Source organism: Shewanella sp. VK101 (assembly GCF_056497865.1).
This window is the reverse complement of the sequence record NZ_CM151402.1, coordinates 2707867-2722963: the sequence shown is the minus strand read 5'-3', so window position 1 is coordinate 2722963 and position 15097 is coordinate 2707867. Positions and strand designations below refer to the sequence as shown.

10 protein-coding genes and 2 pseudogenes are annotated in these 15097 nt (G+C 53.4%); 9 read left to right on the top strand and 3 right to left on the bottom strand.

What is annotated here, in order from left to right; genetic code table 11:
• Nucleotides 1-63: 63 nt before the first annotated feature.
• The gene (locus ACSHSR_RS12270) at nucleotides 64-1134 is read right to left on the bottom strand and encodes a methyltransferase (RefSeq protein ID WP_144379857.1); all 1071 of its coding nucleotides are present in this window, start codon (nucleotides 1132-1134) and stop codon (nucleotides 64-66) included.
• 196 nt (nucleotides 1135-1330) lie between these two features.
• Entirely contained in the window at nucleotides 1331-2299 is a 969-nt protein-coding gene (gene cysK, locus ACSHSR_RS12265) for a cysteine synthase A (protein ID WP_025011786.1), read from the bottom strand.
• Between the two features lie 212 nt (nucleotides 2300-2511).
• On the opposite strand from cysK, the gene ACSHSR_RS12260 reads away from it, so the two are divergent.
• The 3 genes and pseudogenes from ACSHSR_RS12260 to ACSHSR_RS12250 all read left to right on the top strand — a co-directional run bounded on the left by ACSHSR_RS12260 (nucleotide 2512) and on the right by ACSHSR_RS12250 (nucleotide 4697).
• On the top strand, nucleotides 2512-2805 hold the full coding sequence (locus ACSHSR_RS12260; protein ID WP_109248373.1) for an RDD family protein: 294 nt from the start codon (nucleotides 2512-2514) through the stop codon (nucleotides 2803-2805).
• A 394-nt stretch (nucleotides 2806-3199) separates the two neighbouring features.
• A pseudogene (locus ACSHSR_RS12255) lies at nucleotides 3200-3561 on the top strand (RDD family protein); the annotation flags it as partial.
• Between the two features lie 11 nt (nucleotides 3562-3572).
• Nucleotides 3573-4697, top strand: a complete 1125-nt coding sequence (locus tag ACSHSR_RS12250; RefSeq protein WP_190535625.1) for a beta-ketoacyl-ACP synthase III — start codon at nucleotides 3573-3575, stop codon at nucleotides 4695-4697.
• A 73-nt stretch (nucleotides 4698-4770) separates the two neighbouring features.
• On the opposite strand, the gene cysZ is transcribed toward ACSHSR_RS12250, so the two are convergent.
• Nucleotides 4771-5541, bottom strand: coding sequence for a sulfate transporter CysZ (gene cysZ / locus ACSHSR_RS12245; protein WP_479630793.1), 771 nt, complete (start codon nucleotides 5539-5541; stop codon nucleotides 4771-4773).
• A 243-nt stretch (nucleotides 5542-5784) separates the two neighbouring features.
• On the opposite strand from cysZ, the gene ACSHSR_RS12240 reads away from it, so the two are divergent.
• The 6 genes and pseudogenes from ACSHSR_RS12240 (at nucleotide 5785) to ACSHSR_RS12215 (ending at nucleotide 15003) form a co-directional block, all read left to right on the top strand.
• Nucleotides 5785-9210: a chromosome segregation protein SMC gene (locus ACSHSR_RS12240; protein ID WP_479630792.1), complete on the top strand. Its 3426-nt coding sequence runs from the start codon at nucleotides 5785-5787 to the stop codon at nucleotides 9208-9210.
• 21 nt (nucleotides 9211-9231) lie between these two features.
• On the top strand, nucleotides 9232-10200 hold the full coding sequence (gene zipA / locus ACSHSR_RS12235) for a cell division protein ZipA (RefSeq protein ID WP_071239057.1): 969 nt from the start codon (nucleotides 9232-9234) through the stop codon (nucleotides 10198-10200).
• Nucleotides 10201-10274: 74 nt separating this feature from the next.
• A complete protein-coding gene (gene ligA / locus ACSHSR_RS12230) occupies nucleotides 10275-12281 on the top strand; it encodes an NAD-dependent DNA ligase LigA (protein ID WP_071239056.1) in 2007 nt (668 codons plus the stop codon).
• Nucleotides 12282-12429: 148 nt separating this feature from the next.
• Nucleotides 12430-12711: pseudogene (locus ACSHSR_RS12225) on the top strand (IS4 family transposase); the annotation flags it as partial.
• A 270-nt stretch (nucleotides 12712-12981) separates the two neighbouring features.
• A complete protein-coding gene (locus ACSHSR_RS12220) occupies nucleotides 12982-13515 on the top strand; it encodes a DUF2919 domain-containing protein (RefSeq protein ID WP_232786026.1) in 534 nt (177 codons plus the stop codon).
• Between the two features lie 279 nt (nucleotides 13516-13794).
• Nucleotides 13795-15003: an HD-GYP domain-containing protein gene (locus ACSHSR_RS12215; protein ID WP_479630791.1), complete on the top strand. Its 1209-nt coding sequence runs from the start codon at nucleotides 13795-13797 to the stop codon at nucleotides 15001-15003.
• Nucleotides 15004-15097 lie beyond the last annotated feature (94 nt).

The window sequence follows — 15097 nt, the reverse complement described above, 5'->3', positions numbered from 1 at the left end:
GTCCTAGTCTAAAACCGGCCTTTGATTAATAAAATTGAAATTAAATTATTCATCGATTCAAATTTATTTAAGCTTGCAGCGTAGCAGAGTATGCCCAAGCCCTATGTCATCGATATCTTCATCGACATAGAAACCTGCCTGTTGCAGTAGTTTCAGCAGTATCTTGGAGTGATACATGCGACTGTTGCCATTGGCCATGGCGGTGAAGTAGAGCGAGGTGGCATTGACACAGTAGGCGGAGGCGGCATTGGGCTGCCTGTCCCAGAAGGTTTCCAGAATGCAGAGCTCGGCTGTCGCCGGCATGGCTTTGGCACAAGCCTGCAGGATGGCCAGGATTTGTGCCTCGCTGAAACAGTCGAGGAATTGGCTCATCCAATAGAGATCGCCGTCGGTCACAAAGGGGCCGTCCGGGGCTAGCAGATCGCACGCCAGGCCGGATATCCGCCCGCTCAAACCTGCGGCTTTTGCTGCCTCGGCGGCCAGCTCAAGCTGGGGAGCAAGATCCATTATGGTTACCCGGCACTGTGTGTTGTAGCCAGCACATTTCAAGGCCCATTTGCCGGTATTGCCACCGATATCCACCAAATGAGCCGGCCCTTTGGCAAATATGCGCGGCATCAGGCTGTCAAAGGCGTGATCTGAATAATAGTGATCGAAGGCGAACCAGCTGTGTTTGGCTTCTGTCGGTAACTGGCTCAGGGCTGGGTAAATAGTTGGCCAATCGCCGAATACTTTCAGTCCCTCGGGAGAGCCTTGCTCCAGCGCCTGTTGCAGATGAAACAGGCCTTGGTAACAGATGTCGTGGATAAAATTGAGGTTGGTGGCGGCCATATCGTCATGCAGCAGAAACCAGCCTGTCTTGTCGAGAATGTAATTGTCTCCCTTGTGCCAAACTAGCCCCATGGAGAGCGCCATATCGAGCAGAACGCCCAGGGCATATTCTGTCAGCCCGGTTTGTTCTTTGAGTATCTCAAGGCGTATGCCCTCATCGCCTGCGGCATCTATATGCTTGAGGATGTCGAACTGCAGCAGGCAGCGGGTCACCTGAAAACTGACCGGAGCGAAGGCGATTTTTTGTGCTTCAAATTTGGCTTCGAAGGCACTGAGTTTGGCGGGTTCACTGAAAAAGGGCATTGTCTTGGGAGCCGTGGGAAAGGTTCAAAAAAAGCCTTTATGGCCCAAAGCCCAAGTCAAGTACAGGCCAGTTGCATAAAACTTTGATCAAGAGGGCAAATATGTGGTTATTACCGCTTTTGATTTCAGGACGAGACGTTGGCATAAAAAAGCCCTCGTCATTAGACAGGGCTTTCAAGTTGCGGTTTATGCTTACTTATTGCACGTTTTCCTGATCGCCGAATTGGCCGACAAACAGGGCCGAGGACAGATAACGCTCGGCGGCAGATGGCAGGATCACCACTATATTTTTGTCTGCAAATTCTGGCAGGGCGGCGATGCGGTTGGCGGCAACGACGGCGGCACCGGAGGAGATCCCCACCAAAATGCCTTCTTCTTTCATCAGCCTGTGAGCCATCTCTATCGCTTCGTCATTGGTGACCAGCTCTACCTTGTCAATCAGCTCCAGATCCAGGTTACCCGGAATAAAGCCGGCGCCTATGCCCTGGATCTTGTGCGGACCCGGCTGCACAGGTTGGCCCGCCAGAGTCTGGCTGATCACTGGTGAGTCGGCTGGTTCAACGGCCACAGCAGTGATCGCCTTGCCTTGAGTGTTCTTGATATAACGGCTCACCCCTGTAATGGTGCCGCCGGTACCGACACCGGCAACAAATACATCGATTTGACCATCGGTATCGTTCCAGATCTCAGGACCTGTGGTTTTTTCGTGGATCTCAGGATTGGCCGGGTTGTCAAACTGCTGCAGCAGCAGATATTTATCCGGCGCCGATTGGCGGATTTCCTCGGCCTTTTCGATGGCCCCTTTCATGCCCTTGGCACCATCAGTCAGTACCAGGTTGGCGCCCAGTGCCTTGAGCAGCTTGCGGCGCTCGAGACTCATGGTGTTGGGCATGGTCAGAGTCAACTTGTAACCTCGGGCGGCGGCAACATAGGCCAGCGCAATACCCGTATTTCCCGAGGTGGGCTCAATCAGCTCTTTGTCTTTGGTCAACAGGCCTTTTTTCTCGGCGTCCCAAATCATATTGGCACCAATACGGCATTTGACACTGAAGCTTGGGTTACGGGCTTCTACCTTGGCCAGCACCTTGCCGTTGCTGACGCGGTTAAGACGAACTAGTGGAGTGTTACCAATGGTGTAGGAATTGTCTTCGAAAATTTTGCTCATGGCTTGCTGGCCTCCTTTGATTGCATCCCTAAAGCATAATCTCCATGAGATCAAAGAGAAGTGAATCTTTGTTCTTCTTTATTCTTTTTAGTTATTACATGAATCTCTGTTATTCGTAACTTCGGAGTAAGCCAGTTTAGCTTTATGTTAATCTCAACGCCAATTCGACGTTAACCAAAAATCAACATTCTATTCCAAATAGGAGAGCAGGCTTGGATCATAACTTCAATGCCGAGGAGGCAAATCCGAATCGAGCCGGGGAACAGAGCGGCTTTAAGCTGTATCCGGGCAAAGATCCCCGCAGCATAGTGACACCGGCCGCATTCAGTGTGGCGCCGGAGCTACTCTACACCCCCTTGGCAAAGCCTTGGAAACGGGCACTGGCTATCACGATAGACGGTTTGTTGATAGCAGTACTGGCCGAACAGGCCGGCCCGCTGTTTGTGCTTTTGGTCTGCGGTGCCGCAGATGATAAAAGTCAACGGCCTGCAAGAGCGTCGCGATAATGAAATTCAGGGGCAGACACTGCTGACCTTGACGCCGCAGCTGTTGCGTTTGAGTTTGTGTGAGGACAAGGCCTGTGCCCAACATGAAGCGGGTTTGCTGGTCAATGCCGCGGCTGAGGCAGGGCTGTCACGTACCCAGGCCGAGACCATGCTGCAAGGTGCATTGGATAACTTGCCGCTTGCTTCAGCCGATATTGCGGCGATAAATGCAGACTTGATGCCGCAGTTGGCTTCAATGAGGCCCGAGTCTGTAGCGGCACTCAATGCACAGACTAACGCACAAACCGATGCAAAAAACGATGCGAAAATCGACACACAAACCAAGCCGGCATCTGCCGAAGACGACTCAAGACAGGGAGCTGAAGAGGACGAGCAGGAGGAAGAAACACAATACAGTTTGCTCGCTTGGGCCAAGGGGATGCTCAATGACCTCGGGTTTGGATTTGGCTGGGCGGCATTCTATTTTACCTTGTTCACTGCCTGGTTCGATGGTCAGACTTTAGGCAAAAAAATCATGCGGTGCGGGTGATTGCCCTCGGAGGTGGTAAGCTTTCCCTATGGGACGCCTTTGGCCGTTACGGGGGATACGGTGCAGGCTTTGCCACTGGACTGCTGGGTTTCTTGCAGATTTTTTGGGATGCCAACAGGCAAGCCATCCAGGATAAGATCTCAGCAACAGTTGTTATCGATCTGAGTAAGCCACGCATGAGTCCAACAGAGACTGTGCTGCAGGCGGATCCGGTCACAAAACAATAAGAAGGTAGTTTATGAAGGATGCGATTGTCATTTCCGGTACCGGGCTGTTTACCCCTCCGGAAGGAATAACCAATCAAGAACTGGTGGACAGCTTCAATCAGTATGTTGACCTGTTCAATACCGAGAACCGTGCCCAGATAGATCTTGGCCATGTGGCGGCGCTGAATTACTCATCGAGTGAATTTATCGAGAAAGCGTCAGGCATCAAACACAGATTTGTGATGGTCAAAGAGGGGATCTTGGATCCTGAAGTCATGATGCCGCTGATCCCTGAGCGTGCCAGCGACAGCCTGTCACTGCAGGCTGAAATGGGCTTGCATGCGGCCAAGCAAGCGCTTGATAATTCCGGCCTCAAGGCGGATGACATTGACTTGGTGATAGTCGCCTGTGCCTACACCCAGCGGGCCTATCCGGCGATGGCGATTGAAATTCAACAAGCCCTCGGTACCCGGGGTTATGGCTTTGACATGCAGGTCGCCTGTTCCTCAGCGACTTTTGCCCTGGTAACAGCGGCCAATGCCATTCGCAGTGGTAGCGCCGGGCGCGTGTTGGTCATCAATCCTGAGATATGTTCGGCTCAGGTTAATTATCGAGACCGCGATAGCCATTTTATTTTCGGTGATGTGGCCACAGCCTTGGTATTGGAGCCGGCCGCGACTTGCCGCGCCCAGCAAGCCTTTGAAATTCTGTCGAGCCGCTGCTTTACCCATTACTCGAACAATATCCGCAGCAACTTTGGTTTCCTTAACCGTTGTGATCCGGCTACTTCCGGCGAGGCAGATAAGCTGTTTCATCAACAGGGGCGCAAGGTCTTTAAAGAGCTGCTGCCCATGATATACCAGCATTTGGATGCGCAGCTCGAAGAAGCAGGTATCACGCCGGAGCAGTTCAAGCGTCTGTGGCTGCATCAGGCCAATATCAATATGAACCAGTTTGTGGTGAAAAAGCTCCTGGGTGAAACACCCGAGCCTTTGAAGGCGCCCGTGGTGCTGGATCAATACGCCAACACGGCATCGGCCGGCTCGGTAATCGCTTTCCATAAATATCACCAGGACTTCAAACAGGGGGAGTTGGGCCTGTTGAGCTCCTTCGGTGCGGGTTACTCCATCGGCAGTTTAATTCTGCGTGCCTGTTAAGACAGAGCTTTCCTCAGCAATAAAAATGCCTGCAACTGCAGGCATTTTTGTGTCTCAATTGGCCTTATGGAGCTTAATCTGGTGCTATGGCCGGATTGCGATAGGCTTCGCGATACTTGTCGACCCACATGGAGGTGGCACCGCAAATGGCAACCGGCATTACGATAAAGTTGACAATAGGGATCATGGAAAACAGGGTGACGGCGGCGCCGAAGCTCATACTGCTGCCCTTGGTATTTTTCAGGGCAAACTTCATCTCTTTGAACGCCACCTTGTGGTTATCGAAAGGATAGTCACAGTATTGGATGCTCATCATCCAGGCACTGAAGATAAACCAGACCACAGGGAAAACGGTTTGGCCAATCACAGGAATAAAAAACAGCAGTAAGATCAGTATGGCTCGCGGCAGGTAATACACCAGCTTTTGCCATTCGCGGCCGAGGATCCGCGGCAGATCCTTGATTAAATCCAAGGTGCCGCCGGTATTGAGCGGCTTGCCGGTCAGTAGTTGCTCCACCTTTTCGGCCAACAGGCCGTTAAATGGCGCTGCCAGCCAGTTCATCACAGAGCTGAAGATAAACGACAGCAGCACCAGCAGGGTGATAATCGCCAGTGGCCAGAGGATCACATTAAGCCAGCTGAGGTAGTCGGGCAGTTGGCCTTCGAGCCAGGCAAACACATTCCCCAGTTGGCCTATGGCAAAATAGATGACTCCGGCAAACAACAGCAGGTTGATCATCAGCGGAGTAAACACAAAGCTGCGCAAGCCCGGACGTTTGATTAGGCTAAAGCCTTCGAGAAAATAGTTGACGCCGCTCTTGGCGGGTCTTGAAGATGCGGACATGTACCACTTACTCTCAATAAAAGAACACTTAGGGCCGATTTTGAGCAACCAAGGCCACGAAAACAAGGGAAAAACGCAGCCAAGGGAATAAAAAGCGTTACAAAATGCGGCCCGCTTTGCTAAAGTGACAGCGCTTATACAGCTTATTGGGCCAGGACGGCGGCGTTTCAATCAGGCTATTGAATTCCCTTCAGGATTGGCCCGCAAAACAAAAACAATCGGCACTGACATCCAACGGCAAATATGAGACTCAAACAGATAAAACTCGCTGGCTTCAAGTCATTTGTCGATGCTACCAAAATCCCTTTTCTCAATCCGCTGACGGCCATTATCGGCCCCAATGGCTGCGGTAAATCCAATGTGATTGATGCCGTGCGCTGGGTGCTGGGTGAAAGCTCGGCCAAACACCTGCGCGGTGACTCCATGGCCGATGTTATCTTTAACGGCTCCAGTGCCCGTAAGCCTGTTTCTGTCGCCGGCGTTGAGCTGGTATTCGACAACGCCCTTGGGCGTATCGGCGGCCAGTATGCCAACTACGGCGAAATTTCCGTCAAGCGCCAGGTCTCCCGCGATGGCGAAGCCCTTTATTTTCTCAACGGTCAAAAATGCCGCCGCAAGGATATTACGGATATCTTTATGGGCACCGGCCTTGGGCCGCGCAGCTACGCCATCATAGGCCAGGGCACCATCTCCCGCTTGATAGAATGCAAACCGCAGGAACTCAGGGTCTTTATCGAAGAGGCCGCAGGCATCTCCCGTTATAAAGAGCGGCGCAAGGACACGGAAAACCGTATTCGCCATACCCGTGAAAACCTTGAGCGCCTGGGGGATATTCGCTCCGAGCTTGGTAAGCAACTGGATAAGTTGACGATTCAGGCTCAGGCCGCCAAACGCTATCGGGAATACAAGCAAAGTGAGCGGCGCTTGCATGCCGAACTCTTGGTGATGCGTTTTTTGGAGCTCAATGATCAGGCCGAGGCGCAAAACAGCGAGATAGAAAGGCTGGAGACCGAGCTGGCCCAGCAACAGGCGCAGAAACAAGAGTTGGAGTTGAGCCTGACTCGGCAAAAGCTGGCTCAGGATGAACTCAGTGAAAAGGAGCAGCGCCAGGTTGCCGATTTTTATCACAACAACACTGAAATCGCCCGTATCGAGCAGCAGCTCAAGTATCTCAAAGAGCGGGATAAACAGCAGGCATCTGAATTGGGTGCGCTGCAACAGCAAATCGCCACATTGAATGAACAGTTGACTCAGGCCAAGCAGCAGGAGCAAACCCTGGATGACAGTTTGCAGCAACATTTGCCGCGCCAGGAAGAACTGGAAGAGCAGCAGTTTGAACTGAGCCAGCAGTATGAATCGGCGCTCTCGCAAAGTGAAAGCCTTGCCGGCGAGTTGCAACAGGCGGTGACTGCGGTCAGAGATATCAAGCATCAACAGGAGCTGGCCGCCACCCGGGAGCAGCATCTTAAGCAGCAACATGCCCAGCGCAGCGAGCAGCTTGATAAGCTCAGTGCAAGATTGCAGCAACCTGAGGCCGATAGCAGGGCAAACCCGGCTGAGCTTCAGCAGCAGGTCAGCTTGTGTGAGTCACAATTGGTGGAAGCTAAAGCCGATGTCGAACGGCATGGCGCAGAGTTGACCAAGGCCCAGAACGCGTTGGAGCAGGCAAGACAAGCGGAGCAGCAGTTGGTGCAGCGCCGCTCGGGGCTAACTGGCCGCCTGGAGCTGATAAGTCAGTGGCTCGAAGGCGCCGCTCAAGCAACGCAAGAAACACAAACTGCCTTGACTCAGCTTTGGCAGGAAATTCAGGTTGAGGCCGGTTGGGAGCAGGTGGTTGAGGCCTGGCTTGGCCCCTTGATGCGTGCCGCTGTCTATCCTGACTCCAAACCATTTGATGGCAAAGGTTTTGCTCATACTCGTCGCCAAAGTTGGGGGCCGGTCAGCGCTGGTGTCAACTTAAGTCCCTGGCTTAACAGGGTGCGCTGGGCCGAGTCGGCGCAGCAGGCATCGAACTTGCTCGAGCAGGGGCTGGCAGAGGGGGAGCTAATCCTCTGCCGCGATGGCAACCTTTTTGCGCATGATGTAAAGCTGACGCTCGCCGAGGATGGCCAGTCATTGGTGAAGCTGACCGCCGAGCAGGGCGCCATTCAGGCTGAGCTCGATAAGCTTGCAAGCGAGAGCCGGCAGGCGCAGCAACAAACCACTGCGGCTCAGGATAGGTTCAACGAATTAAGGCAGGCTCAGCAGCTCAAGTCCGAGGCGCTACAGCAACAGCAACTGGCGTTGACCCGCGCTGTGATGGCTTGTGAGGCGGCCACCGAGCAGGCGGCACGCGAACTCAGACAAAGGCAACAGATAGAAGCGGAAATCGCCGAGTTGAAAGAGCGACTCGAGCAGGAGCAGTTTGAGCTGGAGACGCTGATTGAGAGTCAGTTTGCTGCCGATGATACTCTGTATGAGCGCCAACGGCAGGAGCGATTGCTGAGTGAGCGCCACAATGAGGCCAATCAGCAAAAAAACAGCCTTAAAGTCAGCCTGAGCGAACTCGAGCGCCAGTTAAAAACCTTGAATGGGACTCTGGCGGAGCAGAAAACCGCCTTGGCGTTGGCATCGCAGCGGCGTAAACAGTTGACCGAGCAGTTGCAGCAGGCCGAGCACAAGCGCAGGGAATTGCTGGATAAACCGCAGCAAGATGCAGATAGTGCCGAGCTGCAACCGCTGGAGCAACGCCTGGAAGGATTGCTTGCGCAGCAACACGGGATGCAGACGGAGCTTGAGCGCACCCGGGCCCAACTTGCCGAGCAGCAACAGCAGTTGGATAGTACAGCTTTAAAGCAAAAACAACAGCTTGGACAACTGGAGCACTTGACTCAGACAATCAGCACGTTAAAGTTACGTCGCGAGGGATTGAAAGGTCAGGCCGACAGCCAATTGGCGCAGCTCAGCGAGCAACAGATCAAGCTGCATGAAGTGGCGGCAAACCTGCCGGATGAGGCGGAAATAACGCCCTGGCAGGACCAGCTGGAATCGGTTCGGCGCAAGATAAGTCGCCTCGGCGCCATTAACTTGGCGGCCATTGAAGAGTATGAGCAGCAAAAAGAGCGGAAGGCTTATCTCGATGCCCAGGATGAAGATCTCAACAAGGCGCTGGCCAGTCTCGAAGAGGCGATCCGCAAGATAGACAGGGAAACCCGCAGTCGCTTCAAGGCGACTTTTGAGCAGGTCAATGCCGGACTGGGCGAGTTGTTTCCCAAGGTATTTGGTGGCGGCAGTGCCTATTTGGCACTGACAGATGATGATTTGCTCGATACCGGAGTGACCATCATGGCCCGGCCACCGGGTAAGAAGAACAGCACGATTCATCTACTTTCGGGTGGAGAAAAGGCACTGACGGCTTTATCATTGGTGTTTGCGATTTTCAGGCTCAATCCGGCGCCTTTTTGTATGCTGGATGAGGTCGATGCACCCTTGGATGACGCCAACGTCGACAGATTCTGCCGCCTTTTGCAGGAGATGTCGGACAGCGTACAGTTTATCTATATCAGCCACAATAAACTCACCATGGAGATGGCTGATCAGTTGATAGGTGTCACTATGCATGAGCCGGGTGTCTCTCGCATAGTCGCAGTCGATATTGAAGAAGCGGTGGCTATGGCCGACGCCGGATAACCATAGGAAAACAGGTAACCAATGGAAAATTTGCAACTGGTATTGTTTGTGTTGGGTGCGATTGCCATCATCGCCGTGCTGGTTCACGGTTTCTGGTCTATCCGCAAACAACAGCCCAAGTCGCTGAAAGAAAATCCGCTGACAGGTTTCTACAAGGACCAGGCCCGGCGTGACAGCGAAGGTTTCGATGCCGATGGAATTGGTGAGGTGAGGGTGCGTAAAGTTTCGCCGGACGAGAAGCCACCCAAGCTCAAGAGCAGCAAGTTGCGTAAACCTGGTTTCCAGCCGCCTCAGCAGGATGAAGTTGAAGGCGAACAGTCGTTTTCCCTCTCAGGCGCCAAACCCGAGCCGAGAGTGAACAGCAAGCCACAACGGCAAGAGCCTGTGTTGCATATCGATGATGAAGAAGATACTGCCGAAATGCAGATGGAGCTTGGGCTGGGCGCGGATAATCACAGCGACACTCAAACCACAGCCCAGGCCGGTCATCAGGTAAACAGCCAGCCAGAGCCACAACTTGCCACTGAACAACAGACCCGCGAGCAGGCCAAGGAAGAATCGCGCCACGATGAGTTGCCCGATCCCACAGATGTTTTGGTACTGCATGTGGTTGCCAAAGAGGGCGAGAGCCTCAGCGGCGCTGAGCTGCTGCCTTGCCTGTTGGCACTGAACTTCAAGTTTGGTGACATGAACATTTTCCATCGCCATGAAGACAACGCCGGCACAGGTCGGGTGCTGTTTTCCCTGGCCAACATGGTTAAGCCCGGGGTGTTTGACCCGGACAACATGGAGCAGTTCAACACTCAAGGGATAGTTCTGTTTATGACCTTGCCTTGTCACGGCGATCCACTGATGAACTTTTCCATCATGCTCAATTCCGCCCATCAATTGGCGGATGATCTTGGTGCCGATCTGCTGGACGGCCAGCGTCAGCCATGGCATCAGGACACCAAACAAGCTTACCTGGGCCGTATTCGGGCTCAGGGCTGATATCCATCAGGGAGCCTGTGTGAGTCTCTCTATCCAAGGCCGCCTCTGCGGCCTTTGTTTTGTGCGGAATTTTTATGCAAGCCATTGAAAACGAAATTGATCAGCTGATAAGTACCATTAACGAGCACAACATTCGCTACTATGTGGATGACAACCCCAGCATTCCCGACGCTGAATATGACCGCCTGATGCAGCGGCTCAAGACGCTGGAGGCCGAGCACCCTGAACTGCAACGCAGCGACTCTCCAAGCCTCAGAGTCGGTGGTCTGGCGCTGGCCAAGTTTGAACAGGTGACTCACCTCAAACCTATGCTCAGTCTGGACAACGCCTTCAGTGAAGAAGACTTTGCCGCCTTCCATAAGCGGGTGACTGACAGAGTCGGCGAATTCAGCTATTGCTGCGAGCCCAAGCTCGATGGTCTGGCGGTCAGTATCCTCTATCGCGATGGCGTGCTGGAGCGCGCCGCCACCCGGGGCGATGGCGCGGTCGGTGAAGATATTACCGAAAACGTTCGTACCATTCGGGCGGTGCCGCTGAAACTCAGGGGCGATGATTATCCGCCGCTGTTGGAAGTGCGCGGTGAAGTATTCATGCCCAAGGCGGCCTTCGAGGCGCTCAACGAGCGCAACCGGGTCAAGGGAGACAAGCTGTTTGTCAATCCGCGTAATGCCGCCGCCGGCAGTTTGCGGCAGCTGGACTCCAAGATCACTGCCTCTCGGGCACTGGCGTTTTACGCTTATGCATTGGGTGTGGTTGAGCCGGAATCTTTCCCGCTGGCGGACACCCATCTTGGGCAGTTACAGCAGCTTAAAACCTGGGGATTGCCGGTCAGCAGTGAGATCCGCCTTGCCAAGGACCTCAGCGAAGTGGATGACTACTACCGGGATATTATGGCGCGCCGCAGTGCTTTGGCTTATGAAATCGATGGTGTGGTATTCAAGGTCAACAGCATAGAAGCGCAGCAGACACTGGGATTTGTCTCCCGAGCACCGCGCTGGGCTATCGCCTATAAGTTTCCGGCCCAGGAAGAGATGACTCTGCTCGAAGGGGTCGACTTTCAGGTAGGCCGCACCGGCGCCGTGACACCGGTCGCCAGGCTCAAGCCTGTGTTTGTCGGTGGGGTGACAGTTTCCAACGCCACTTTGCACAACGCCGACGAAATCGCCCGCCTTGGGGTCAAAGTTGGCGATACTGTGATCATTCGCCGCGCCGGTGATGTTATCCCGCAAGTGGTTGCCGTGGTGCCGGAAAAAAGACCTGAGGATGCCAAAGAGATCAGTTTCCCGGAGCAATGCCCGGTTTGTGGCTCTCAGGTGGAACGCCTCGAGGGGGAAGCCGTGGCCCGCTGCACCGGTGGCCTGTTCTGCGAAGCGCAGCGCAAGGAAGCCATCAAACACTTTGCCTCCCGCAAGGCGCTGGATATAGACGGCATGGGCGACAAGATAGTCGAGCAGCTGATCGATAAGGAGCTGGTGGAGAGCCCGGCGGATCTGTTCTCACTCACGGCTTCGGCCTTGACCATGCTGGAGCGGATGGGGCTCAAGTCGGCCACCAATCTGGTGCAGGCCATAGAAGCAGCCAAACAAACAACCCTGGCCAAGTTTCTCTACGCTTTGGGGATCCGTGAGGTGGGTGAATCCACCGCTGCCAACCTGGCACGGCACTTCAAAGAGCTGGATGCCCTGAAGCAAGCGAGTGTCGAGCAGCTTATTGAAGTGGAAGATGTCGGTGCCATAGTGGCTCAGCATGTGGCGCACTTCTTTGCTCAGCCCCACAACCTTGAAGTGATAGATAAACTGCTGGCCGCCGGGGTGACCTGGCCGGCCATCGAAGCGCCGTCTGAAGACGAGCAACCGCTCAAGGGGCAGACCTGGGTATTGACCGGCACCCTGAGTCAGATGAGCCGCACTGACGCCAAGGCGCAGCTGGAGGCGCTCGGCGCCAAAGTGTCCGGCAGTGTTTCCAAGAAGACAGACTGCGTGGTGGCCGGCGAGGCCGCTGGATCCAAATTGACCAAGGCCAATGAGCTGGGGGTCAAGGTGTTGGATGAAGCCGGCCTGCTGGCGCTGCTGCAGCCCTGAGCTTTATTTCTCTGTTTAAGCCCCGCCAAGCTGCGCAACGTAGATCAGATAAGGATCGGTTGACCGAACCTCCTGATGAGAGACAATCGGAAACCTGTTTGTAGGTTTCCGATTTTTTATGTCTATTCAAAACTGCTTTGCCGACTTTGGTTATAACTTGGTGTGACGAGAAGCGAGCCAAGCGGCAGTAGAGCATGGTCGAATGCCCAATGAAATCAGCTTTAAGTACGCTTGTCAGTTCATCGCAAGTCAGCTCAAAGTCATGAGCAAAGCGGTGTCACCAGGTAATACGCCGAAGCGTCTAAACAGTCTGCGAGGAGACTTGTCCATCCTTTTTATAGACAAACGCCCTAAGCCAAATCGGCCTAGGGCGGTAAAAATATCAAAGACCCGATATCCTGTTAATCACAAGGCAGCTCCGCTTATCTGATCTACGTTGCGCCAAGCTGCGGGGCTTTTTTATGTTCACTTAGCATCAACTGACCCGAGTTGATAAGGACTCTTAACATTTCAGACTCAAAAAAGCCAAACAGTCTGTTCAGGCCCCCCTTATTTAGCTTATTTGCCTTACACAACTTGAATTGCGCCGCCGCAGGACCCACCTCATTGTTTTGGAAGATGCTTCGGACTCAAGGCCTGTAGGTTCATCTGCCTAGAAGCCGGAGTCAGTCACAAGCGTGAGTGCTTTCGGTTATTTTTTATGATGGCTGCGCCAGGCCCTGTCTGGGTGAGTCACAATGATGGAATTCTGCCCTTGCTTAAATTTGAACATGTACGCTGGCTCGACAATAACGGTCATATCAAGCCGCCGTTACTGCTTTACATCATAGTGCTGTTTCTGGCCCGTGGCTGGTGTGTGTTTGCCGCGTCCCTTACCCAGGCCAGCGACAGGGCCGCTTTGGTGCGGCTATTTTATCCGGAAAAGAGCGACTTCCTATTGGCTCTGGCCGCCGGCGCCGGCGCCTTGCTGGTCTATGGTTTGATCGTGGCGGAACGTAAACGGGTATTTGAGGTGGTGATCCCACTATTTCGGCAAATTCGTTGGTGGTTGGCGCTGTTGCTGGGGATAGACGGCATGTTGCTTATTCAGCGTCTTGGTCACAGCGACTGGCTGTTCAGTTGGAATCTGGCGCTGGATGCTTTGCTGCTGTTCTGGTCTTTGCTGTACCTCGCCAAGTCGGCTCATTTGCGCCACTATTTGAACGACTGGCAAAAACAAGACAAGTTGGAGTGACATACAAGGCAAGGTTGGCGGTTTTTTGCTATATAAAACAGAGACCCATTGGCATATTTCGGCTTAAAGAGTTATCAATTGCAGCCATTTTGGATGAAATATGAACAGAAAAGGGCTTCAGCAGCCGTTTAGGAACTAAAACACTGTCAAATATGCTGTTTTTGTCATAAATTTGGCGCTGAAGTCTTACGCTTGGTTTTCAATGGTCTATAGTTAAGACTCTTGGGTATTGGTTTTTTAAAACCTTGTTTATCAAGTTGTTCTCTGGAGAAACTTTGAGTGGCCAAAGCTGAAAGGATCCATCTCCCGCTGTCACGCCTGCAAACCGGCATTACAGTCAAGTTGCCTCTGTCCTGGACAGATCATCCCTTTTTGTTCAATCGTATAGAAATCAAAGATGCCAGCCAGATAGAGATGATCCGTAATCTCGGGGTGCCCTATGTCATCTTGCTCTCCGACGAGGAGCTGCTCAATGATGTGATTGAAGAGGGAGACGAGGCGCAGCAGGCAACAGAGCAAACAAAGGACAATAAACCGGATCCCAAAGCCTCTGCCCGCAAGGCGATACGCAAGAGCCAGGGGCGTTTTTTGAATGCCATTAATGACAGTCGTACCGTGGTCAGTAAGTTGGTGTCCGATCCCGAAGGCGCCGTTCGTGAAGCCTCAGCTCTGGTAGAGCTGATGCTGGAGCATCTGTTGGAATCCGATAATCCCAAGTTGGCCTTGGTGTCCAGTGGTGAAGGTGCTCCCAGCGTGACTCAGCACGGGATATCGGTGGCGGTACTGGCCTTGATGATCGGTCATTCGCTTGAGTTGTCCAAGGACAAGCTGAGGGACATCGCTCTGGGGGCACTGCTGCACGATATAGGCAAACTCAAGGTGCCCGATGCCATCAGGCGCAAGCGCGGCCCCTTGAGCCCCCATGAAAGCAATTTTCTCTCCATGCATCCCAATTTTGGCTATGACATGCTCAAGCGCAGTGGCCTGTTCGGCAATGAGGTACTGCATATAGTGATGCATCACCATGAGTTTATCGATGGCTCAGGCTACCCCGATGGGCTCAAGCTGGCCAAGCTGCCCCTGACCACTCAGATAGTGGCACTGGCCAATGACTATGACAGCCAATTGGCGCGTCAGGAGATGGTGTCACCGCAAATTGCCCTGGGTTATCTGTTTAAAAATAGGGTCGGCCAACATCAGGAGCAGTTGATTTCGGCGCTGGTCAAGGTGCTGGGTATATATCCGCCTGGCACCCTGGTGAGTCTGTCTGACAACAGTGTCGGCAAGGTGATGATGACGACTGCAGAGGTGCGACAACCCCAGGTCTGGGCCTGTAAACGCGATGGCAGCGAGCCGAAGTTGCGCTTTCTGATGGATGAGGAGGTCAGCGTGGAGGCCGTGCTCAAGTCTGATGAACTGACCGAAGGCGCCTCAAAAACCCTGCAAACCGGTGCCAGCATCAGTTTCTATTTCAGCGCCCTGGAATAGCTTGCAACCCGCTTTCTCTTGCCGTGAGCGGCCAAAGTTTGGCCACTCATAGGCCCACCTCTGGTTTTTATTGTTATTTGTCTTATGCTTGAGC

Excerpts from the sequence above, each read along its gene's own strand:
- ACSHSR_RS12220 (WP_232786026.1), top strand. The coding sequence starts at position 12,982 with ATGATGGCTGCGCCAGGCCCTGTCTGGGTGAGTCACAATGATGGAATT.
- ACSHSR_RS12250 (WP_190535625.1), top strand. The coding sequence starts at position 3,573 with ATGAAGGATGCGATTGTCATTTCCGGTACCGGGCTGTTTACCCCTCCG.
- ligA (WP_071239056.1), top strand. The coding sequence starts at position 10,275 with ATGCAAGCCATTGAAAACGAAATTGATCAGCTGATAAGTACCATTAAC.
- ACSHSR_RS12240 (WP_479630792.1), top strand. The coding sequence starts at position 5,785 with ATGAGACTCAAACAGATAAAACTCGCTGGCTTCAAGTCATTTGTCGAT.
- ACSHSR_RS12270 (WP_144379857.1), bottom strand. The coding sequence starts at position 1,134 with ATGCCCTTTTTCAGTGAACCCGCCAAACTCAGTGCCTTCGAAGCCAAA.
- cysZ (WP_479630793.1), bottom strand. The coding sequence starts at position 5,541 with ATGTCCGCATCTTCAAGACCCGCCAAGAGCGGCGTCAACTATTTTCTC.
- cysK (WP_025011786.1), bottom strand. The coding sequence starts at position 2,299 with ATGAGCAAAATTTTCGAAGACAATTCCTACACCATTGGTAACACTCCA.
- zipA (WP_071239057.1), top strand. The coding sequence starts at position 9,232 with ATGGAAAATTTGCAACTGGTATTGTTTGTGTTGGGTGCGATTGCCATC.